18 protein-coding genes and 1 pseudogene are annotated in these 20,812 nt (G+C 69.3%); 6 read left to right on the forward strand and 13 right to left on the reverse strand.

Annotation, left to right across the window (positions count from 1 at the left end):
• The 3 genes from RPX00_RS05145 to RPX00_RS05155 form a co-directional block, all read right to left on the reverse strand.
• Window positions 1–1,614 (reverse strand): carboxyl transferase domain-containing protein, encoded by a 1,614-nt coding sequence (locus RPX00_RS05145; protein WP_406637966.1) that lies wholly within the window; start codon window positions 1,612–1,614, stop codon window positions 1–3.
• A 119-nt stretch (window positions 1,615–1,733) separates the two neighbouring features.
• Complete coding sequence (locus tag RPX00_RS05150) at window positions 1,734–2,231, reverse strand: hypothetical protein (RefSeq protein WP_406637968.1); 498 nt, start codon at window positions 2,229–2,231, stop codon at window positions 1,734–1,736.
• 52 nt (window positions 2,232–2,283) lie between these two features.
• On the reverse strand, window positions 2,284–2,874 hold the full coding sequence (locus tag RPX00_RS05155; RefSeq protein ID WP_406637970.1) for a TetR/AcrR family transcriptional regulator: 591 nt from the start codon (window positions 2,872–2,874) through the stop codon (window positions 2,284–2,286).
• A 192-nt stretch (window positions 2,875–3,066) separates the two neighbouring features.
• Between RPX00_RS05155 and RPX00_RS05160 the strand changes: the two genes are divergently transcribed.
• Window positions 3,067–3,837 (forward strand): SGNH/GDSL hydrolase family protein, encoded by a 771-nt coding sequence (locus tag RPX00_RS05160; RefSeq protein ID WP_406642772.1) that lies wholly within the window; start codon window positions 3,067–3,069, stop codon window positions 3,835–3,837.
• A gap of 158 nt (window positions 3,838–3,995) precedes the next feature.
• On the opposite strand, the gene RPX00_RS05165 is transcribed toward RPX00_RS05160, so the two are convergent.
• Both RPX00_RS05165 and RPX00_RS05170 read right to left on the reverse strand, forming a co-directional pair.
• Window positions 3,996–5,123: a homoserine O-acetyltransferase gene (locus RPX00_RS05165; protein WP_406637972.1), complete on the reverse strand. Its 1,128-nt coding sequence runs from the start codon at window positions 5,121–5,123 to the stop codon at window positions 3,996–3,998.
• A complete protein-coding gene (locus RPX00_RS05170; protein WP_406637974.1) occupies window positions 5,120–6,427 on the reverse strand; it encodes a bifunctional o-acetylhomoserine/o-acetylserine sulfhydrylase in 1,308 nt (435 codons plus the stop codon). The genes RPX00_RS05165 and RPX00_RS05170 overlap by 4 nt, the downstream gene beginning before the upstream one ends.
• A gap of 183 nt (window positions 6,428–6,610) precedes the next feature.
• Here RPX00_RS05170 and RPX00_RS05175 point away from each other — a divergent pair, with 183 nt between their 5' ends.
• Window positions 6,611–7,087: a hypothetical protein gene (locus tag RPX00_RS05175; RefSeq protein WP_406637975.1), complete on the forward strand. Its 477-nt coding sequence runs from the start codon at window positions 6,611–6,613 to the stop codon at window positions 7,085–7,087.
• Between the two features lie 71 nt (window positions 7,088–7,158).
• Window positions 7,159–8,727 (forward strand): PucR family transcriptional regulator, encoded by a 1,569-nt coding sequence (locus tag RPX00_RS05180; protein WP_406637977.1) that lies wholly within the window; start codon window positions 7,159–7,161, stop codon window positions 8,725–8,727.
• Here RPX00_RS05180 and RPX00_RS05185 read toward each other — a convergent pair.
• Together RPX00_RS05185 and RPX00_RS05190 are read right to left on the reverse strand one after the other, a co-directional pair.
• Window positions 8,696–9,148, reverse strand: coding sequence for a pyridoxamine 5'-phosphate oxidase family protein (locus RPX00_RS05185; RefSeq protein WP_406637980.1), 453 nt, complete (start codon window positions 9,146–9,148; stop codon window positions 8,696–8,698). The genes RPX00_RS05180 and RPX00_RS05185 overlap by 32 nt on opposite strands.
• Window positions 9,145–10,086 (reverse strand): zinc-binding dehydrogenase, encoded by a 942-nt coding sequence (locus RPX00_RS05190; protein ID WP_406637982.1) that lies wholly within the window; start codon window positions 10,084–10,086, stop codon window positions 9,145–9,147. Before RPX00_RS05190 ends, RPX00_RS05185 begins: the two co-directional genes overlap by 4 nt.
• A 189-nt stretch (window positions 10,087–10,275) precedes the next feature.
• Between RPX00_RS05190 and ald the strand changes: the two genes are divergently transcribed.
• Entirely contained in the window at window positions 10,276–11,391 is a 1,116-nt protein-coding gene (gene ald / locus RPX00_RS05195; protein ID WP_406637984.1) for an alanine dehydrogenase, read from the forward strand.
• 82 nt (window positions 11,392–11,473) lie between these two features.
• Here ald and RPX00_RS05200 read toward each other — a convergent pair whose 3' ends face one another.
• A complete protein-coding gene (locus RPX00_RS05200) occupies window positions 11,474–12,475 on the reverse strand; it encodes an amidohydrolase family protein (RefSeq protein ID WP_406637986.1) in 1,002 nt (333 codons plus the stop codon).
• Window positions 12,476–12,537: 62 nt separating this feature from the next.
• Here RPX00_RS05200 and RPX00_RS05205 point away from each other — a divergent pair, with 62 nt between their 5' ends.
• Complete coding sequence (locus RPX00_RS05205) at window positions 12,538–13,143, forward strand: TetR/AcrR family transcriptional regulator (RefSeq protein WP_406637988.1); 606 nt, start codon at window positions 12,538–12,540, stop codon at window positions 13,141–13,143.
• A gap of 572 nt (window positions 13,144–13,715) precedes the next feature.
• Window positions 13,716–17,432, forward strand: coding sequence for an ABC transporter ATP-binding protein (locus tag RPX00_RS05210; RefSeq protein WP_406642775.1), 3,717 nt, complete (start codon window positions 13,716–13,718; stop codon window positions 17,430–17,432).
• 167 nt (window positions 17,433–17,599) lie between these two features.
• On the opposite strand, the gene RPX00_RS05215 is transcribed toward RPX00_RS05210, so the two are convergent.
• The 5 genes and pseudogenes from RPX00_RS05215 to RPX00_RS05235 form a co-directional block, all read right to left on the reverse strand.
• Window positions 17,600–18,361, reverse strand: a complete 762-nt coding sequence (locus RPX00_RS05215) for an ABC transporter permease (RefSeq protein ID WP_406637990.1) — start codon at window positions 18,359–18,361, stop codon at window positions 17,600–17,602.
• Window positions 18,362–18,368: 7 nt separating this feature from the next.
• Window positions 18,369–19,127 (reverse strand): annotated as a pseudogene (locus tag RPX00_RS05220) (ABC transporter ATP-binding protein); the annotation flags it as partial.
• Entirely contained in the window at window positions 19,124–19,507 is a 384-nt protein-coding gene (locus tag RPX00_RS05225) for a DUF1048 domain-containing protein (RefSeq protein WP_406637992.1), read from the reverse strand. The pseudogene RPX00_RS05220 and the gene RPX00_RS05225, both read right to left, overlap by 4 nt.
• Window positions 19,497–19,838, reverse strand: a complete 342-nt coding sequence (locus tag RPX00_RS05230) for a PadR family transcriptional regulator (RefSeq protein ID WP_406637994.1) — start codon at window positions 19,836–19,838, stop codon at window positions 19,497–19,499. Before RPX00_RS05230 ends, RPX00_RS05225 begins: the two co-directional genes overlap by 11 nt.
• A gap of 167 nt (window positions 19,839–20,005) precedes the next feature.
• The gene (locus RPX00_RS05235; RefSeq protein WP_406637996.1) at window positions 20,006–20,278 is read right to left on the reverse strand and encodes a hypothetical protein; all 273 of its coding nucleotides are present in this window, start codon (window positions 20,276–20,278) and stop codon (window positions 20,006–20,008) included.
• Window positions 20,279–20,812: the final 534 nt, after the last annotated feature.

A 20,812-nucleotide genomic window follows, 5' to 3' on the forward strand; every position in this document is an offset into this window, starting at 1 on the left:
TCACATCCGGAAGACGCCGTAGTTGACCTCGGGCAAGGGTGCGTTGGCCGCCGCCGACAGCGCGAGCCCGAGCACCGTGCGGGTGTCCGCCGGGTCGATCACGCCGTCGTCCCACAGCCGCGCGGTGGAGTAGTACGGGCTGCCCTGTTCCTCGTACTGCTCGCGGATCGGGTCCTTGAAGGTCTCTTCGTCCTCAGTGGACCATTCGCCGCCGCGGCCCTCGATCGCGTCGCGGCGCACCGTCGACAGCACCGACGCCGCCTGCTCGCCGCCCATCACGGAAATCCGCGCGTTCGGCCACATCCACAGGAACCGCGGCGAATACGCCCGGCCGCACATGGAGTAGTTGCCCGCGCCGAAGGACCCGCCGATGATCACGGTGAACTTCGGCACCCGCGCGCAAGCGACCGCGGTGACCATTTTCGCGCCGTGCTTGGCGATACCGCCCGCCTCGTACGCGCGGCCGACCATGAAGCCGGTGATGTTCTGCAGGAACACCAACGGAATCGAACGCCGGTCGCACAGTTCGATGAAGTGCGCGCCCTTCATCGCGGACTCGGCGAACAGCACGCCGTTGTTCGCGATGATGCCGACCGGATGGCCGTGGATGTGCGCGAAGCCGGTGACCAGCGTCGAGCCGTATTCCTTTTTGAACTCCGCGAACCGGCTGCCGTCGACGACGCGGGCGATCACCTCGCGCACGTCGTACGGGGTGCGCGAATCCGTCGGCACCACGCCGTACAGCTCGCTCTCGTCCACCGCGGGCGGCTCGATCGCCTTGACGTCCCACGGCCGCGGCGTGCGCGGGCCGAGCGTGGAGACGATGTCGCGGACGATGCGCAGCGCGTGCGCGTCGTCGTCCGCGAGGTGGTCGGTGACCCCGGACTGGCGGGCGTGCACGTCGCCGCCGCCCAGTTCTTCAGCGGTCACGACCTCGCCGGTCGCGGCCTTCACCAGCGGCGGGCCGCCGAGGAAAATGGTGCCCTGATTGCGCACGATGACCGCTTCGTCGCTCATCGCCGGGACATACGCGCCGCCGGCGGTGCAGGAGCCGAGCACGGCGGCGATCTGCGGGATCCCGCGTGCGGACATGGTGGCCTGGTTGTAGAAGATCCGGCCGAAGTGCTCGCGGTCCGGGAAAACCTCGTCCTGGCGCGGCAGGAACGCACCGCCCGAATCGACCAGGTAAATGCACGGCAGGTTGTTGTGCAGCGCGACTTCCTGCGCCCGCAGGTGCTTCTTCACCGTCATCGGGTAGTAGGTGCCGCCCTTGACCGTGGCGTCGTTGGCCACGATCACGCATTCGCGGCCGGACACCCGCCCGATCCCGGTGATGATGCCCGCGGACGGGGCCTCGTCGTCGTACAGCCCGGTCGCCGCGAGCGGCGAAAGCTCCAGAAACGGCGAACCCGGGTCCAGCAGCGTGTCCACCCGGTCGCGAGGCAGCAGTTTGCCGCGTTCCACATGGCGGGCGCGCGATTTCTCCGGCCCGCCGAGACGGGCGGACGCGAGCCGCTTGTGCAGATCCTCGACCAATTCGCCGTGCGAAGTGACGCTACGGGTGAAGGTGTCGCTGCCGCGATCCGCGGAACTGCGCAGTACCGGCGTGTCCATGACTCTCCGTCGAGACGTTAGCGGTCGTTAACTCCGCCGGAGATGTTAGTGCTCGTTAACCGCCGTGTCCAGCCCAGCACGAAGCCCCCGGCCACGCGACCGGGTGAAATAGGAAACACTCAGCCCGCGACGGCGTCGGAGATCCAGCCGGCCACCGGCAGATCCCGTTCGAGGCATTCGACCGACAGCCGGATCGTCCAGCGCAGCGCCTGCAGCAGGAGGCTGTCCACCTCGTTCGGGGCGGCACTGGCCAACGCGATCTCGACCTGTTCGCGAGCGGCGGCGGTATTGCCGTGCACCTCGGCGAGCAGCGTGCGGACCGCGGTGCGCACCGGCGGGTCGGCCTGGTCGATCGAAACCTCTTCGCCCGCTTCGTCGAAAACCTGCACCTTGACCGGGGCGGTGCCGCCGTCACCGAGCGTGGACACCATCGCGCTGCACTCGCCGAAGAGCAGCAGCATCAGCTCTTTGGTCTCCTCGTCGCGTTCGCCTGGCTCCTCGGACGAGGGCGTGACCTCTTCCAGCGCCTCCGTGTCCTCGCCAAGGCTGATGGCGACGAGCGCGCGCTGTGCCTTCTCGACGAGCCGCTGCTCGTCCTCGCTCCGGTCCGCGGTCACGTGCCTATCAAACACCAGACCGGCGGTCGGCGGGATACCCCGGATCTGGGGCTCAGCTCGCCGCCGAAAGCGCACCCAGCGCTAGCCGGCACAGCAGATCGGCAAGGGCGCCGTCACCAAGATGGCGGTTGTAGGGCGTTGAGTTGATCAAGCCGAACACGGCGTGTGCCGCCGACCGCGCCTGGCGTTCGCCGAGGCCGGGCAGCGCATCGCGAATCGCGCGCACCCACACCTCGACGTACTGCCGCTGCAGCGCGCGCACCTGCTTGCGGTCACCATCGGTGAGATTCGCGAGGTTGCGCTCCTGCACGGTGATGAGCGCCGGATGGTCGAGCGCGAAGTCGACATGGAACCGCACGAGCGCGGCCAGCAGCTCGTCCGGCGTCCCGCCCGCGGCGGCGCGCGCGGTGCCGCCCTCGAGCAGGTAGTGGCTGATCGAGTTCAGCATTTCCCCGAGAATGGCGTCCTTGCTGCGGAAATGCCGGTACAGCGCGGGACCGGAGATGCCGACGGCCGCGCCGATGTCGTCGATCCCGACGCCGTGGAAACCGTGGTGGGCGAACAGCTCGGCGGCGGCGGAGAGGATCTGTTCCCGCCTGTTCGGCTTCGCGCCGTTCACCAGTGGGAGGGAATTCGCCGACATCCGCACATAGTAGGTCCCGCGGTTAGCGAACGCTAACTTCCGGTCCTACTTCCTGCTTGAGCCAACTGGCGGCACCCGGATTTGAGGGGTGTCTTGTGGGGATTGCACCTGGTAAAGCTTTACCGCGTCAAGCTGTCACGACAGGAGTGACCTATGGCTGCAAACACCCGTCCATCACGACGCATCCTTCGGATGTGCGCGGCCCTGGGGGTCGCTCTCGCTACCTCGCTCGGGCTCGCGTCCACTGCGAGTGCTGCGTCGCAAAACTACGTCGCGCTCGGCGACTCCTACTCCTCCGGAGTGGGTGCCGGGAGCTACGGCGATTCCGGCAACTGCAAGCGCAGTGCCAACGCGTACGGCCAGCTGTGGGCCAACGCCCACTCCGGCACCAATTTCACCTTCCTCGCCTGCTCGGGCGCGAAGACCGGCGACGTGCTGAACCAGATCAGCTCGATGCCGTCCAACGCCACCCTGATCACGCTCACCGTCGGCGGCAACGACGCCGGCTTCACCGACGTGATCAAGACCTGCACGCTGGGAAGCGACCAGACCTGCGTGGATCGGGTCAACACCGCTAAGACGTACGTCAAGAACACTCTGCCCGGGCTGCTGGACAAGGTGTACTCGGCGGCCAAGAGCAAGGCTCCGGGGGCTTCGCTGGTCGTGCTGTCTTATCCGCGGTTCTACACCGTGCCCGGGTCGTGCAATGTCGGGCTGAGCGACACGAAGCGATCGGCGATCAACTCCGGGGCGGACACGTTGGCGTCGGTGCTGTCTTCGCGGGTTTCGGCGGCTGGGGGGAAGTTCGTGGACGTCCGGTCCGCGTTCGACGGGCACAACATTTGTTCTTCGGCCAGCGACTATCTGCATAGCCTGACTTGGCCGGTGGACGAGTCGTATCACCCGACTGCTGCTGGGCAGCGGGGTGGGTATTACTCGCCGTTGTCTTCGGCGATCGGCTGAGTCAGGGCACCCCGAAGCACAAGTGTGACTACGGGCGGAGGGTGCTTGTCAAGGCGGGAAAGATGCCTTGACAAGCACCCTCCGCCCGTGTTTTGGCTTCGTATCGGGGTGCGGGGGGTGTGGCTGCCTGGCTTGGTTGGGTGCGTCGGTGCGGGTGGTCAGCCCAGCAGGGTTTTGACCAAGGCGGCGATCTGGTCGGTTTCGATGAGGAATGAGTCGTGGCCGTACGGAGAAGTCAGCACTGTTGCCTCGCCGCCGATCGCTGACGCGATCTCGTGTGATTGGTAGGGCGGGTAGAGGCGGTCGCTGTCCACGGCGGCGACCACGGTCCGCGCGGTGACCCGGGCCAGGGCGGCGGCGACTCCGCCTCGGTCGCGGCCTACGTCGTGGGTGTTCATGGATTCGGTGAGCACCACGTAGGAACCCGCGTCGAAGCGGTGGACGAGTTTGTCCGCGTGGTGGTCCAGATAGGACTCGATCGCGAACCGGCCGCCGGCCAGTGGGTTCTCGTTTCGCTGCGGGCGGTTCGCGAAACGCGTTTCCAGTTCGGGTTCGCCGCGGTAGGTGACGTGGGCGATCCGGCGGGCCACGCCCAGTCCTCGGTAGGGGCCTTCGGCCGCGGTGTAGTAGTCGCCGCCGCGCCAGGACAGGTCGCCTCGGATCGCGTGCAGTTGCGGGGCGGCCCAGGCGATTTGGTCGGCTGAGGCGCGGGCGGTCGAGGCCAGCACCAGAGCCGAGGCAACACGTTCGGGGTGAGTTGCCGCCCATTCGAGGGCGCGCATTCCGCCCATGGAACCGCCCGCGACCGCGGCCCAGCGTTCGATGCCGAGTGCGTCGGCCAGCGCGGATTCGGCCTTGACCTGGTCTCGCACGGTCAGGATCGGGAACCGGCTGCCCCAGGCCTCGCCGTCGGGAGCGAGTGAGGACGGGCCGGTCGATCCCTGGCATCCGCCGAGGACGTTGGGGGCCACGACGAACAGCTCGTCGGTGTCGAAGGCCTTGCCGGGGCCGATCAGTCCGTCCCACCATCCGGGACTCGGATGGCCGGGTCCGGCGGGGCCGGCGGCGTGGCTGTCGCCGGTGAGGGCGTGCTCGATGAGGACGGCGTTGGAGGCGTCGGAGTTGAGCGTTCCCCACGTTTCGTACGCGAGGGTGTAGCCGGGCAGGATCGCACCCGCCTCCAGCGCGAGTGCGCGGGAGGCGGTGAACCAGAGCCGGTCGCCGGGTGGGTCTCCCGCCCGCCACGCGCCGGTGACGGGCGGAAGACTCGCGCCGGGATCGGTCACAGCGCCGCCTTGGCGGCTCGGAAGCCCGCCTCGAGGTCGGCCTTCAGGTCCTCGATTCCTTCCAGTCCGACGGCGAGCCGCACCAGGCCCGGCGTGACGCCGGCGGCGACCTGCTCCTCGGGGCCGAGCTGGCTGTGCGTGGTCGACGCCGGGTGCACGATCAGGCTGCGCACGTCGCCGAGGTTCACCAGCTGGCTGTGCAATTCAGTGCCGTCGACGAACTTCCGGCCCGCCTCGACACCGCCGCGCAGCTCGAACGACAGCACCGCGCCGACGCCTCGCGGCAGGTACTTCTGCGCGGCCGCGTGGTACGGGCTCGACGGCAGTCCCGCGTAGTAAACCTTCTCGACTTCGTCGCGCTCTTCCAGCCATTCCGCCAGCGCCTGCGCGTTGTTCGAGTGCCGCTCCACGCGCAGCGACAGCGTCTCGATGCCCTGCAGGATGAGGAAGCTGTTCAGCGGAGCGATCGCCGCGCCGGTGTCACGAAGGATCTGCACGCGCGCCTTGGCCGCGAACGCGCCCGGGCCGAGCGCCTCCCAGTACTTGAGACCGTGGTAGCTCGGGTCGGGCTCGTTGAAGCCCGGGAAGCGGGACGGGTCCTTGCCGAAGTCGAACGTGCCGCCGTCGACCAGCACGCCGGCAACCGCCGTGCCGTGGCCGCCGAGGTACTTCGTCGCGGAGTGCACGACGATGTCCGCGCCGTGCTCGATCGGGCGGACCAGGTACGGCGTCGGCACCGTGTTGTCCACGACCAGCGGAACACCTGCTTCGTGCGCCAAGTCGGCGACCTTGCGGATGTCGAGCACGGCGCTGCTCGGGTTGGCGAGCGTCTCGGCGAAGAACAGCTTGGTGTTCGGCCGGACCGCGGCCCGCCACTGCTCCGCGTCGTCCTGGTCGTCGATGAACGTGACCTCGATGCCGAGCTTCGGCAGCGTGTAGTGGAAGAGGTTGTAGGTGCCGCCGTACAGCGACGGGCTGGTGACGAAGTGGTCGCCGGAGTTGGCCAGGTTCAGGATCGCCGCCGTGACCGCGGCCGAACCGGAAGCGAACGCGAGGGCGGCAACCCCGCCTTCGAGGGTGGCGACGCGCTGCTCCAGCACGTCCTGAGTCGGGTTGTTGATCCGCGTGTAGATGTGGCCCGGCTCGGCGAGGCTGAACAGATCGGCCCCGTGCTGAGTGTCGCGGAAGACGTACGAGGTGGTCTGGTAGATCGGCGTGGCGCGGGCGCCGGTGGTCGGGTCGGGCGCCGCCCCCGCGTGGATCTGCTTGGTCTCGAAGGACCAGCTCGAGGTGTCTTCCGGCATGTGCGCGCTCCTAGCGGTCGAAAACGGGTCGGCTGTGCGCAGACGGTAATCACACCGGACGAACCGCCCAACCACTCTCACGAGATGAGAGGCCTACGCACCCGAACGTAGGAACAAGTGCCGTGCGCTGACGGACGACGCGACCCGCCTCCGCGGCGCACGCTCAGGCCCATGGATTGGAGAATGCGGCCGGCGACCCGAAAGTGGTTCCTGTTCGGCCACGTCGTCACGTCGGTCGGCTGGATCGGAGCCGAACTCGCGGTGCTGCTGTGCAGCGTGCTCGCGGTGGCCGGCTTCGATCCGGTGACCACGCGCAGCGCGAACATCATCGCCGGGCTGCTCGCCGGCACGCTCTATTTCCCGGCCAGCCTGCTCGCGCTGGCGACCGGGGTCGTACTCGGGCTCGGCACGAAGTGGAAGCTGGTCCGCTACCACTGGGTGCTGTGGAAACTGCTGGCCACGCTCGCCCTGTTCACCGGCGGGAACCTGCTGGTGGTTCCGGGTTTCGTCGCGCACGGCGAGCAGGCGGCGCGCGGGGAGATCGTCGACGCGAGCGCGGTGTCGGGCACCGGCGCGATGAGCGTCGGGCTGACGCTCCTGCTGCTGGCGACGCTGGTGTCCTACTTCAAGCCGTGGCCGAAGATCGGTCGCGCAAACTAGTGCCGCGGGTGGCGAAACCCGGGCAGTCTTCTACCGTTCCAGCTAGTACGTCAGAAGCGCTGGAGGTAGCTGTGGTCTCGGTACGCAGCGTCGTGGACCGGGTCGGTCCCACGCTGCTCCACGCGCTTCTCGTGCCGGAGGGCTGTCCCGCAGTCGGCGACGTGGTGATCGCCGAGCCGGGCGCGGAGTCCACCATCGCCGCGGGCGACCTGGTGCTCGGCGTCGCCACCATCGAGTCGGCAGACGCCGCGGAACTCGTCCGGGTGAGTGCGGGACGGGGTGCGGCCGCGGTGCTGTTGAAGCCTCCGTTGGCCGCGAAACAGTCGGTGCGGCGGGCGGCGAAGACGGCTGGGATCGCGCTAATCCAGGTGCACGCGGCGACGTCGTGGGCACAGCTGGTCTGGCTGTTGCGGACGGTTTTGGACGCGCTCGCCGACGAATCCGAAGCGCTCGAAGAGGGCGGCGACCCCGGTTCCGGCGACCTCTTCCGGCTCGCCGACGCCGTGGCTGCGGTCGTCGACGCGTCGGTGACGATCGAGGACACCAACTCGCGCGTCCTCGCCTACTCCGCGCGCCAGGACCTCACCGACCCGGCGCGCGTCGCGACGATCATGGGCCGCCGCATCCCGGACGACGTACTGGCCCGGTTCCGCTCGCGCGGCGTGTTCCGCGAGCTTTCCCGTGGCAGGCAAACGATCTTCGTCCCGGCCCAGCGCGACGGCACCCTGCCGCGGCTGATCGTGCCGATCCGGATGGGCGGCGAGTTGCTGGGTTCGATGTGGGCGGTCGTCCCGGGCCCGGTTTCGGAGGAACGCGCGGCGGCTTTCGCGGACGCGGCCCCGGTGGTCGCGCTGCACCTGCTGCGGCGGCGCGCGCACACGGACGCGCAGCGCCGGGCTTCCGCCGAACTGTTGCGCGCGGTCTTGGAAGGACAGGTCCCGCCGCGCCGGGTGGTCGCCGAACTGGACCTGTCCGACGAACCGCATCGAGTCGTCGTCGTGGACGTCAGCGGCGGCGACAGCCGGGACGCCGAGGGGCTGTTGCTGGCGTTGCTGGAACGGATTTCGCAGGGTTTCGGCCGCCGCCCGGTCGCGGCTGAACTGGGCGGGTTGTTGTACGTCGTGGTGCCGGACCGGCCTGGCGAAGGCGGCTGGCCGGAACTGCGGGACGCGCTGCTCTCCCAGCCCGCGTCCCGGCGAGGCGGATTGCCGCGCGCGGCCGCGGGCGCGCCCGGCGATCCAACCGCACTGGCCGCGTCACGCGCCCAGGCGGACGAGGCGCTCGGACTGCTGCGGGCTGGGCTGGTCGAGGGACGCGTCGTGGCTTACGACGAAGCGTGGACCGCGTTGGTCCTGCACCGCGCCGCCGCCGGAGCAGCGGCGGCGCAGGTGTCGGAACTCGGCCCGCTCGGCGTGCTGCGCGCGCACGACGAGGCGAGCAACGCCGGGTACGTCGACACTCTCTACGAATGGCTCCGCAACCCCGGCGACCCCCGCGCCGCCGCGGAACGGCTGCGGATTCACCCGAACACGTTGCGGTACCGGATGAAACGGCTGCTGGAACTCGTCCCGCTGAACCTCGACGACCCCGACGTCCGGCTCGCGCTGCTCACCCAGCTGATCGCACTGCGCTGGAGCTGACTTCGTAGCTAAGGTCCTTGGCCTGCAACGATTCCGGCTTCATCCGGACCCACACCGTGCCGCGTTCGATCGGATCGTCCAGCAGATACGCCCGAAACCGCGGATCCCACGCTTGCTCGTCCCGGCCCAGATACCGCACCAGCTTCCGCCGCCCTCTCGGCACGTCGAATGGCTCGATTTCGGCCGGCCCGCGCGCGATCACCTGACGCACCAAGCCGGTCGCGAGATCGCACACGTCCACCGTCAGCGCGATCCGCGGCTCCGCGCGCACCCGCTCCGGCAGCCGCGACCACGGGCCGCTGAGGATCCAGAACGCCCCGTCCTCCCAGAGGTACCAGGTGGGCCGGACGGTCGGACCCGCAGTGGCGACCCGTGCGGTCAGCGGCTGTGCGAGGTAGCTGTCGACGTCGAAAACGGTCACGCGACCAGCAACGTCTTCCCGATCGTGCCGCGCGATTCGATCGCCGCGTGCGCGTCGGCCGCGCGCTCCAGCGGGAACCGCTGCCCGATCACCGGGGTGAGCTGTCCGGCCGCGGCGGACGCCAGCGCCGATTCGGTGTAGCCGCGCATCGCCGCCGCGTCGCCGATCGACCGGACGAGCTTGACCCCGCGCGCGGCAGCGTCCTCTTCGGACACTTCCGTCCACGAACCGCTTGCCAGACCGTAAATCGCCATCCGGCCGCCGGGCCGCACCAGCGTGAACGCCGCGGTGCCGACCGCGCCGCCCACGCCGTCGAAGACCACGTCGACCTTGCCCGCTTCAGCGGTCCACTCTGGGTCGTTGTAGTCGACCGCCAGGTCCGCGCCCAATTCCCGGGCGCGGGCAAGCTTTTCCGGCCCGCCCGCGGCCGCGACGACCTCCGCGCCGGCGGCTTTCGCCAGCTGCACCAAGAGGCTGCCGACCCCTCCCGCGGCAGCCTCGACGAGCACCCGTTCCCCCGGTGCCACCTCGGTCGCGTGCACCAAGCCGGTCGCGGTGCGGCCGTCGGCCAGCAGCGCGACGGCCGCGTCGAGGCTCAGCGCGTGCGGCACCGGGAACACCAACTCCGCGTCCACGACCACGCGCTGGGCGTAACCGCCGCTGCCGCCGGTCGACGTCACCACGCGTTTCCCGACCAGCGCCGGGTCCACGCCCTCCCCGGCGCGGCTGATCACGCCCCCGACGCCGTTGCCGGGCACCATCGGCAGCGCGCCCGCGAACGGCCCCGTCCCGGTCGCGCGGAACTGCGTCTCCACGAACGTGACGTTCGCGAACGCCACCTCGATCAGCACTTGCCCCGGTCCGGGCGCCGGATCGGGGGCGTCCCCCGCCTGCAGCACCGCCGGCCCGCCGAACTCCCGCAGCCACACCGCTCGCATGTATGCCCTTCCTCAAGTCTCCGCCGGTGGCCAGCCAACTACCTCTAGTGCGGTCGAGGTCAAGTGCGTTGTCCCCGCAGCACTACCAACCCGGCGCAAGACTGTGCCGTCGGGATGATGACACCGCCGTCCGGGTAGATCACCGTGAGTGGCAACACCTTCGACAGAACCGCCGCCAGGAGGCAAGCAGTGCGCATCGCCGTTCCCCGTGAGATCAAGAAGCACGAGTACCGGGTCGCGTTGACCCCGGCCGGCGTGCACGAGCTGGTCGGTCGCGGGCACGACGTCTTCGTCGAGACGGGTGCCGGGATCGGGTCGTCCATCACGGACGAGGAGTACGTCGCCGCGGGCGCGAAGGTGCTCGCCACGGCGGAGGAGACGTGGTCCGAAGGCGAACTCGTGCTGAAGGTGAAGGAGCCGATCGCCGAGGAGTACCCGCGCCTGCGCAAGGACCTGGTGCTGTTCACCTACCTGCACATCGCCGCGGACCGCCCGCTGACCGACGCGCTGCTGGCCGCGGGCACCACCGCGATCGCCTACGAAACGGTGCAGAAGCCGAACGGCGCGCTGCCGCTGCTGGCCCCGATGTCCGAGGTCGCCGGCCGGCTCGCCCCGCAGGTCGGCGCCTACGCCCTGATGAAGCCGAGCGGCGGCCGCGGCGTCCTGCCCGGCGGCATCCCCGGCGTGCACCCCGCCCGCGTGGTCGTCATCGGCGGCGGCGTCGCCGGCCTCAACGCCGCCCGCGTCGCGCTGGGCCTCGGCTCCGACGTGGAAATCCTGGACACCAACGTCGACCGCCTCCGCCAGATCGACAACGACTTCGGCGGCCGCATCCGCACCGTGACCTCCAACCGCCTCTCGGTGGAGGAATCGGTCCTGGAAGCGGACATGGTCATCGGCGCGGTCCTGGTCCCCGGCGCGAAGGCCCCGAAGCTCGTGTCCAACGACCTGGTCTCCCGCATGAAGCCCGGCAGCGTCCTGGTGGACATCGCCATCGACCAGGGCGGCTGCTTCGCCGACTCCCGCCCCACCACCCACGACGACCCGACCTACACGGTCCACAACTCCGTCTTCTACTGCGTGGCCAACATGCCCGGCGCGGTCCCGCGCACGAGCACCTACGGCCTCACCAACGTGACGCTCCCGTACGCGGTGCAGCTGGCGGACAAGGGCTGGAAGGCCGCCCTCAACGCCGACCCCGCGCTCGCGCTCGGCCTGAACACCCACGCGGGCGCCCTGACCAACGCCCCGGTCGCCACCGCCCACGGCCTCCCCCACACCGCCGTGGAAACCGCGCTGGCCTGACCAAGCTCAGCGGAGAAGCGGCGAGGACCACCAGGTCCCTCGCCGCTTTTCTTATGCCCCAAGCATTTCCTGGACCGGAAGGTCACACGCCGAGCAGTTTTTCCGCGTTGCCGTGCGCGATCCGGTGCTGGTCCTCCGTGGACAGTCCGGAATCGGTGAGGAACGCGGCCGCCCCGTCGTTGCCGACGAACGGGTAGTCGACCGAATGAAGGATCCGGTCCGCGCCGATCGTCTCGAGGCAGAACCGCAGCTGCGGCAGGCTGAACATGCCGGACGGCGTGATGTACGCGTTCTCCCGGAAGTACTCCGCAAAAGAGCGGTCGAGGCCGGTGATCCGCGCGGGCAGCTGGTCGTCGAGCCGGTCCAGGTAGAACGGGATCATCTCGCCCCAGTGCCCGAGGATCACCTGCAGCTCCGGATGCCGGTCGAACACCCCGGACAGCACCAGGTGCACGAAATGCGTCGCGGTTTCCACGTGCCAGCCCCAGGCAGCGGCCTGGAACCGCGCGGTGACCACCGGATCGAGGCCGGCGTAGGAGGCATCGGTGACCGCTCGCGGCGGCAGGCCGGGGTGGAGATAGATCGGCACTCGCAGCCGGGCCGCGGCGGCCAGCACCGGGGCGAACCGCGGGGCGTCGAGGAATTCGCCTTCGGTCCGCCCGGTGATCAGGGTGCCGACGAACCCCAGTTCGGACACGCACCGGTCCAGTTCCGTCGCCGCGGCTTCGGGCGCGGCGGTGCCCAGCGTGGCGAAAGCCGCGAACCGGCCGGGGTGCGCGGCGACTGCCGCGGCCGCGGTGTCGTTGGCGCGGCGGGCCAATTCGGGTGCGACGTCGGCAGGCACCTGCTGCCCCCACAGCCCGGAAAGGACCTGGGTGGTGATGCCGTGCCGGTCCATGTCCGCGATCCGGGCTTCGCCGATTTCTTCGAGTTGTTCCGCCGGCGCCGCGGTGGCGGAGGTGGCGTTGCCCTCGGCGGCCGAATAAGCACGCACGAAGCCGGGCCCGAGTTCGCGCAGCACCGGGGCGCTCGCGGCGGTGAGGGCGGGCTCGGAGAAGTGCTCTTCCAGCGTGATGATCCGCATCGGGTCTCCTAGATGAATTAATGGACAAGTTGTCCACTAATTCGATGTTAGGCTCCTGTCCCATGGCGCGCAACGACTCCGAACCGGCCAAACGCGGACGGGGCCGCCCGCCGTCGGCCGAGGTGCGCCGCCGCATCCTCGAAACCGCGGCGGCGGTGCTGCGCGAGAACGGCGTCTCCGAGGTCACCTTCGACAAGGTGGCGCGCCGCGCCGAGGTGAGCCGGATGACGCTGTACAAGTGGTTCCGATCGCCCGCTTCGCTGGCGCTCGCCGCGTTCGAAGACACCTACGCGGATTCGCTGCGCCCCGAGTCGAGCGGCGACCTGTGGACCGACCTGCGCACCCACCTGCGGGAGTTCGTGGCCAACCTGTCCGAGCCCGGCATCGGCACGATGGTCGCCGGCCTCCTCGGCTCCGCCCAGCACGACCCAGCGCTAGCAACCGAGATTTCCGACACCTACACCCGCCCCCGCCGCGAAGGCGCGACAGAACTACTGCGCGCAGCCCAAGAACGCGGCCAACTACCACCATCAGTAGACGTCGAAGCCCTAGTCGATCAACTATGGGGCGCCTGCTACGCCCGCCTACTGCTCCCCGAAGGCACCCTAAACGAAGCTTTCGCAGACGCCCTAGTAACAAACCTGCGCGCCCTAACCAGCCCCCACTGACCCAACCCCCAGCGCCCCAAAAGACCGGACGCCCCCACATTCGCCATACCCCACAACGAAAAACCGCCACCGCGCCCCGCCGCAAAGGAACCACCCACCCAACCGCCGCCAACCGCACCGTGGGGGTCCGGGGGCTCGGCCCCCCGGGTAATACGACGCCCCTTCCGAGGCGAAGCGCCGCCAGGCGCGAGCACAGGAAGGGAAGAAGGGCGACCCGCTCAACCAGCCTGGGGGTCACTGGGAGCGGGTCGCCGAGTACTAGCTTAAAGAACATTGGGCGGGAGCGCTCGCCCGGGGGTGGAATTGGCCGGGGTTCGTCCCGGTAACCAGGTGAACGTTCAACCTTTCACCTTTGCTGACGGGGACAGGGTTTCCCTGCTCCACGCCGCTTCCAGGGCCCCTCGCAACCCGCTGGCGTGCCGTTCGTCACCTCGGCGTCCGGCGGCGTCCGGCAGCGCCGGTTGTGCCCGTTTGGTCCGGGCGGGCGGCGCTCGCGGGAATAAATTGTCGGTGCCGCTCCCTAACCTTGTGATGTGACCACCACTGAGACGCCTGCGCGTCAAGACCGTCCGATTGCTGAGACGGCGCCCCAACCGGTCGGCTGGGTGCGCCGGTTGTCCGCTGCCTGCTGGGAGCACCGCGGCGTCGTCGTGCTCGCGATGACGGCGGCGGTGCTGAGCGTGGGCGTGCAGGCGGCGAGCCCGTTGCTCGTGCGGGCGGCGGTGGACGACGCGGTGGCGGGGCACACGTCGCAGCTGACCGGGCTCGCGGTGGGGCTGGTGGCGTTGCAGGTGGTGGCGTTCGGGTCGGCGTTCCTGCGGCGGTATGTCGGCGGGCGGCTGGCGCTGGACGTGCAGCACGATCTGCGGAACCGGGTGTTCGGCGCGGTGTCGCGGCTGGACGGCGGGAAGCAGGACGCGTTGCGCACCGGGCAGGTGGTCTCGCGCGCGATTTCGGATCTGCAGCTGGTCACCGGGTTGCTGATGCAGGTCCCGTTGTCGGCGGGTTCGGTGATTTTCGCGGTGCTGGCGCTGGGCGCGATGCTGTGGATGTCGCCGCTTCTCACGCTCATCGCGCTGGTGGTCGCGCCCGCAGTCGGGATTGTCGTGGCGATGAGCAGGCGGAGGTTGTTCCCAGCCACCTGGTCGGCGCAGCAGCGCGCGGCGGATGTGGCACAGCACGTCGAGGAAACCGTCACCGGCGTGCGGGTGGTGAAGGGTTTCGGGCAGGAGGCGCGCGAGGTCGCCCGGCTGGAGCGCACGGCGCGGAAGCTGTTCGCGGAGCGGTTGCGCGCGGCGAAGCTGTCCGCGTTGCCGACAGCGACCACGTCGGCACTGCCTGCCGCGGGTCAGGTCGCGGTGCTGGCGATCGGCGGTGTGCTGGCCTTGAACGGGCAGATCAGTCTCGGCACGTTCCTCGCGTTCGCCACGTATCTCGCCGCGTTGATCGGTCCGGCGCGGTTCCTGTCCGGTCTGGTGGTGCAGGCGCAGCTCACGCGCGCCGGCGCGGAGCGGGTGTACGAGCTGATCGACGCGCAGCCGGAGGTCACCGACAGTCCGGACGCGCGGCCGCTGCCACCCGGCACGCTGGGCGTGGAGCTGGCCGACGTGAAGTTCGGCTACACCCGCAGCGATCCGGTGCTCGACGGGCTCACCCTGGAAGCGCGGCCCGGCGAAACGCTCGCGCTGGTGGGCACGGCAGGGTCCGGGAAGTCCACGATTTCCCTGCTGCTGCCCCGGTTTTACGACGTGCATTCGGGTTCGGTGCGGGTCGGCGGGCTGGATGTGCGCGACGTCCCGCTGAAGGATCTGCGGCAGGCGATCGGCGTGGTCTTCGAGGAAGCGTTCCTGTTTTCCACGTCAGTGCGGGACAACATCGCGTACGGCCGCCCGGACGCGAGTGACGAGGAGGTGTTCGCGGCCGCCCGCGCGGCGGAGGCGGACGAGTTCATCCGCGCGCTGCCAGACGGGTACGCCACCGAGGTCGGCGAGCGCGGGCTCACGCTGTCCGGCGGGCAGCGGCAACGGCTCGGGCTCGCTCGCGCGCTGCTCACCGACCCGCGCGTGCTGATCCTGGACGACGCGACGTCGGCGATCGACACTGTCACCGAAGCCGCGATCCACGACACGCTGCGCGCGGTCACCGCCGAGCGCACCACGTTGCTCATCGCGCACCGGCGGTCCACGCTGCAGCTGGCCGACCGGATCGCGGTGCTGGACCAGGGCCGCGTGGTCGATGTCGGCACCGAGGAAGAGCTGCTGGCGCGGTGCCCGTTGTTCCGCGAACTGGTCGCCGGGCCGGGCGACGACGTTGAAAAACCGCACCGTTGCGAGAACCTTGAGCCCGGTGCGGACGGCACCACGGCGGTGCTGTGGCCGCACGACGAACGCGACGAGGTCGACGCGCTCGCCGAAGCCGCGCAGTCCCGCGGCGGGACGCCGGGCGGTGGGAGCGGGTTCGCGGGCAGTGGCGGCGCGGACGTGCCGCCGACTCCGGAGCTGCTGGAAGGCGTCCGCCGGTTGCCGCCGGCGACGGACCGGCCCCGACTGTCCGATGTGGACGTCACGGCCCCGGACCCCGGCTTCCGGCTGTCCCGGATCCTGCGGCCGGTGCGATGGCCGCTCGCCGGGGTGGTCGCACTGGTCGCGGCGGACGCGCTGGCCTCGCTCGCGCTGCCCTCGCTGTACCAGCGCGGGGTCGATCACGGTGTGCTGCCGGGCGTGGTGAGCGTGGTGTGGCTGCTGGCCGGGATCGGCGCGCTGGTGGTCGCGGCCGACTGGTTCGTGGTGCGCTGGCAGACGCGGCTCACCGCGCGCGTCGGCGAAACGGTGCTGTACTCGCTGCGGGTGCGCAGCTACGCACACCTGCAACGGCTCGGGCTGGACTATTACGAGCGCGAGCTGTCCGGGAAGATCATGACCCGGATGACCACGGACGTCGACGCCTTGTCCACGTTCCTGCAGACCGGGCTCGCCACCGCGGTGGTCAGCGCGCTCACCTTGGTGGGCATTACGGTTGCGCTGCTGGTCACCGATGCCGCGCTGGCCGTGTACGCGCTGGCCATGCTGCCGATCCTGCTCGTGGCCACGCTGGTGTTCCGGCGGGTCGCTTCGCGGGCGTACAGCGAGGCGCGCGAGAAGGTGAGCGTCGTCAACGCGGACATGCAGGAGAACGTCAGCGGTCTGCGCGTCGCTCAGGCATACACGCGCGAGGAGCGTTCGGCGGAGGTGTTCGCGTCGCGCAGCGACGACTACCGCCGGTCGCGGCTGCGCGCGCAACGGTACATCGCGACGTACTTCCCGCTGGTCTCGCTGCTGTCGGACCTGGCGACCACCACGGTGCTGGTCATCGGCGCGCACCGCGTCGCGGGCGGCACGCTCGAAGCCGGTGTGCTGCTGGGATTCCTGTTGTACCTGCAGCAGTTCTTCTCGCCGATCCAGCAGCTGTCGTCGGTGTTCGACGGCTACCAGCAGGCCCGCGTCGGCCTGAGCCGCATCGGCGATCTGCTGCGCACGCCGACGTCGGTCCCCGCCGCCGAGCAGCCCGTCGAACTGCCCGCGCGCCTGTCCGGCGAGGTGCGGTTCAAGGACGTCGATTTCTCTTACACCGGCGCGGAAAAGCCCGCGTTGGAAAACCTCACGCTCGATGTCGCGGCCGGCGAAACCGTCGCACTGGTCGGCGCGACCGGGGCGGGCAAGTCCACCGCGGTGAAGCTCGTCGCGCGCTACTACGACGCCACCGGCGGCGCGGTGCTGATCGACGGGGTCGACGTCCGCGAGTACGACCTGCCCGCGTTGCGCGCCCGGATGGGCGTGGTGCCGCAGGAGGCGCACCTGTTCTCCGGCACCGTCGCGGACAACGTGCGCTATGGCCGCCCCGAAGCCACCGACGCGGAGGTCGAGGCCGCCGTGCGCGCGGTCGGCGCACTGGACGGAGTAGCCGCGCTGCCCGCCGGTTTCCGGCAACCGGTAGGCGAACGCGGCCGTTCGCTGTCCGCCGGGCAGCGGCAGCTCGTCGCGCTGGCCAGGGCCGAACTGGTCGACCCGGACGTACTCTTGCTGGACGAAGCCACCGCCGCCCTGGACCCGGCCACCGAAGCGACCGTCCTGCGCGCCACCGAACACCTCGCCCGCCGCCGCACCACCTTCGTCGTCGCACACCGCCTGGCAACCGCCGCGAAGGCCGACCGGATCGTGGTGCTCGACCATGGCCGCATCGTCGAACAGGGCACGCACACCGAACTAGTCGCGGCAAACGGCCACTACGCACGGCTGTGGGCGCTGGGGTGAGTTGCGCCGGTAGATGACGTTGGCGAAAAAGCACGCCACTGACAAGCACCACGCACAGCTGTGAGTGCCCGGACAAGTCAGGAGATCTTGCGCCGGTAGACGACGTCGGCGAAAAGGCACGCCACCACCGACAAGCACCCACACGCGACCGCGACCGCCCGGACGAATCAGGAGATCTTGCGCCGATAAATCACATTCGCGAAGAAGTACGCCACCACCAGAATCCCCACACACCACGCCAGCGCGGTCCAGATCCCACTCCCGACCGGCCGCTCGGCGAACAGATCGCGGATCGTGTTGACGATCGACGTCACCGGCTGGTGCTCCGCGAACGCGCGCACCGGTCCGGGCATGGTGCCGGTCGGCACGAAGGCCGAGCTGACGAACGGCAGGAAGATGAGCGGGTAGGAGAACGCGCTCGCGCCGTCCGCGGATTTGGCGGTGAGGCCGGGGATCACCGCGATCCAGGTGAGCGCCAGGGTGAACAGCACCAGGATGCCGAGCACCGCGAGCCACGCCAGCGGTCCCGCGCTGGTGCGGAAGCCCATCGCGAACGCGACCAGCACGACGACCGCGACCGAGATCAGGTTCGCGATCACCGACGTGAGCACGTGCGCCCACAGCACCGCCGACCGCGCGATCGGCATGGACTGGAAGCGCTCGAAGATGCCGCCCTTCATGTCCAGGAAGAGCCGGAAGGCGGTGTAGGCGATGCCGGAGGCGATGGTGATCAGGAGGATGCCCGGCAGCAGGTAAGTCACGTACGATTCGGAGCCGGAGTTGATCGCGCCGCCGAAGACGTAGGTGAACAGCAGCAGCATCGCGATCGGCGTGATCGTGGTCGTGATGATCGTGTCCACGCTGCGGATGATGTGCCGCAGCGACCGTCCTAACAGGACAGCGCTGTCGCCGGCGAAGTGGTTGCTCATCGTCCTTCCCCTTGCTTCCGGTGCCGACCAGGGAGAAGAAGACGTCTTCCAGCGTCGGCTGCTTCTCGACGTATTCGACCTTCGCCGGCGGGAGCAGCTGCTTGAGTTCGGCGAGCGTCCCGTTCACGAGCACCCGCCCCTCGTGCAGGATCGCGATCCGGTCGGCGAGGTGTTCGGCCTCGTCCAGGTACTGCGTGGTCAGCAGCACCGTGGCCCCCTGTTCGGCGAGTTCCTCGACCGCCCGCCAGACGTCGTTGCGCGCCTGCGGATCGAGCCCGGTCGTCGGCTCGTCGAGGAAAATGACCTTCGGGTCCCCGATCAGGCTCATCGCGATGTCCAGGCGACGGCGCATGCCCCCGGAATACGTCGAGACCTTCCGCGCCCCGGCGTCGGTCAACGCGAACCGCTCCAGCAGCTCGTCCGCGATCGCGCCCGGCTTCTTGAGGTGGCGCAGCTTGGCGACCAGCACCAGATTCTCGCGCCCGGTAAGGATTTCGTCGACCGCCGCGAACTGCCCGGTGAGGCTGATCGACTCGCGCACGTCCGCCCCCTGGCTCGCGACCGCGAACCCGTTGACCTCCGCCTCGCCCGCGTCCGCCTTGAGCAGCGTGGACAAGATCCGCACCACCGTCGTCTTGCCCGCCCCGTTCGACCCGAGCAACGCGAAGATACTGCCGCGCGCCACATCGAAATCGACCCCGCGCAACACTTCCAATTTCCCGTACGACTTCTGCAGCCCCCGTACGCGAATCGCCGGCGCCGTCATTCCGCACCACCGATGGCACGATCGATGGCTTCAGTCAACCGCGTCCGCTCGCGGGTAATCCAGTTCCCCTCGGGATAGCTCCGAAGAAACTCCTCCGCGAACTCCACCGGATCGGCACCGACGATCTCCCGCACAGTCGTCCCGTTGGCGAGACTCTGCTCGAACAGGTCGATGAGATCGTCCAGCATCCGCAGATGACTCTCCGCCGTCCCCGGCCCGAAATACTGCAGGTAGCGGTGCAGAGCCTTGGCTGCCCCACGGTAGTCCGGCGGCAGCTCCTCGACCCGCGCCTTGTACCGCCGATACCGCTTCTTGTCCTCCAGCGGCCCCGTCACCACCTCTAAGTAATGCAGGTACCGGCTTTTCCCGTCATTCCCCATGAGTGATTCCCTCCTTGCGCAGCTGCTCGAGCCGATCCGAGAGAAACCGCCAATTCCGCCAGAATTCCTCAAGGCTCGCCCGCCCCGGAGCATTCAGCGAATAAACCTTGCGCGGCGGCCCTTTCTCGGACGGCACTTTTTCGACGTCGACGAGCCCGCGCTGCTCGATCCGCACGAGCAACGCGTACACGGTGCCCTCTGCGAGATCGGTGAACCCCCGTTCACGCAACCAAGAGGTGATCTCGTACCCGTAGGCGGCCCGCCCGGCAAGAATCGCGAGGACGAGGCCCTCCAAGGTCCCCTTGAGCATCTCCGTCGCCTGCTTGCCCATCGAACGCCCTTCAGCTAGTCAGTATTGCTGAGTACCGGTACATAGTAACACTGACTAGCAAGGGCAGGGAGGGGTCTCGTTGAGGCGCAGCACAATACGAGCCGCCGCCCCGCTCGGACGACGGCCAGAGTTCACTCCGCGACTACCCCGCCGCGGTCAGCAGAGGTTCAGGGCAGCTCGCGCCACCGAAGATCGCCCCACCCAGCCGAGGCGACGTCGGCCAGCTCGGCCCAGCGAGTCGTCCCGGGCCGGACGTGCGTGTCCGAGCCGATCGACCATTCAGGCGCTTCCGGCTCGACGTGCTCGAACTCCTCGATACTGGCCGGGGTCCGCCACACCGCGGTGCAGGAATCGCACATCAGCACGACCTTGCCGTGCTCGGTGACGAGCGGGCGAATCAGCCCCTGGTCCCAGAACGACGGACATTCGACCAGCCACATCGCTTCACCACCGCCTCGCGCCTCGAAACCCGCCGCGCCCGAGTGAGGCCGCAGCCTTTCGCCAGCACAACACCGCACAGTGAACGACCCGCTACGCAAACCTCAACTCAACCAGAACAGGCGCGGACGACCCCGGTCCGCACTACCCGGGTGGGTGACTGGCCGGGGACGCCAAGCGCCGTCTGGCGGGCACGGGCGATCGCTTTGGCCGCACTCAACGCTTCTCGGCTCGGCCCGTCAACGCGAACCCGCATCACGGGCTAGGCCACAGACCTCACCAGCCGACCAACGCCTCGCAGCAAGCCGCGACACCGGTCCGCGAGGTCCGACAGATCGCCCGTGCCCCGCCAAATCGCGTGAGCCATCAGCCAAGACACCGCTCAGCGGTGCGGAACCTGGCTCCGCAACACCACCCGCCTGGCAATCACCGCCGCCGGACTCAGCGGCCCGGCACCCTCACCGCACCAGACCCAACACGCCGCCACACGATCAGCATCGCCCCACCAGACCAGCCTGCACTCAGCCGCGCCCGAC

Origin of the sequence: Amycolatopsis sp. WGS_07 (genome assembly GCF_045278895.1) — a bacterium.
Taxonomy (GTDB): domain Bacteria; phylum Actinomycetota; class Actinomycetes; order Mycobacteriales; family Pseudonocardiaceae; genus Amycolatopsis.

Bases quoted from the DNA above. Each gene is read 5' to 3' on its own strand.
- RPX00_RS05145 (WP_406637966.1), bottom strand. From the start codon at position 1,614: ATGGACACGCCGGTACTGCGCAGTTCCGCGGATCGCGGCAGCGACACC.
- RPX00_RS05155 (WP_406637970.1), bottom strand. From the start codon at position 2,874: ATGTCGGCGAATTCCCTCCCACTGGTGAACGGCGCGAAGCCGAACAGG.
- RPX00_RS05160 (WP_406642772.1), top strand. From the start codon at position 3,067: ATGTGCGCGGCCCTGGGGGTCGCTCTCGCTACCTCGCTCGGGCTCGCG.
- RPX00_RS05170 (WP_406637974.1), bottom strand. From the start codon at position 6,427: ATGCCGGAAGACACCTCGAGCTGGTCCTTCGAGACCAAGCAGATCCAC.
- RPX00_RS05175 (WP_406637975.1), top strand. From the start codon at position 6,611: ATGCGGCCGGCGACCCGAAAGTGGTTCCTGTTCGGCCACGTCGTCACG.
- RPX00_RS05190 (WP_406637982.1), bottom strand. From the start codon at position 10,086: ATGCGAGCGGTGTGGCTGCGGGAGTTCGGCGGGCCGGCGGTGCTGCAG.
- RPX00_RS05200 (WP_406637986.1), bottom strand. From the start codon at position 12,475: ATGCGGATCATCACGCTGGAAGAGCACTTCTCCGAGCCCGCCCTCACC.
- RPX00_RS05205 (WP_406637988.1), top strand. From the start codon at position 12,538: ATGGCGCGCAACGACTCCGAACCGGCCAAACGCGGACGGGGCCGCCCG.
- RPX00_RS05215 (WP_406637990.1), bottom strand. From the start codon at position 18,361: ATGAGCAACCACTTCGCCGGCGACAGCGCTGTCCTGTTAGGACGGTCG.
- RPX00_RS05225 (WP_406637992.1), bottom strand. From the start codon at position 19,507: ATGGGGAATGACGGGAAAAGCCGGTACCTGCATTACTTAGAGGTGGTG.
- RPX00_RS05230 (WP_406637994.1), bottom strand. From the start codon at position 19,838: ATGGGCAAGCAGGCGACGGAGATGCTCAAGGGGACCTTGGAGGGCCTC.
- RPX00_RS05235 (WP_406637996.1), bottom strand. From the start codon at position 20,278: ATGTGGCTGGTCGAATGTCCGTCGTTCTGGGACCAGGGGCTGATTCGC.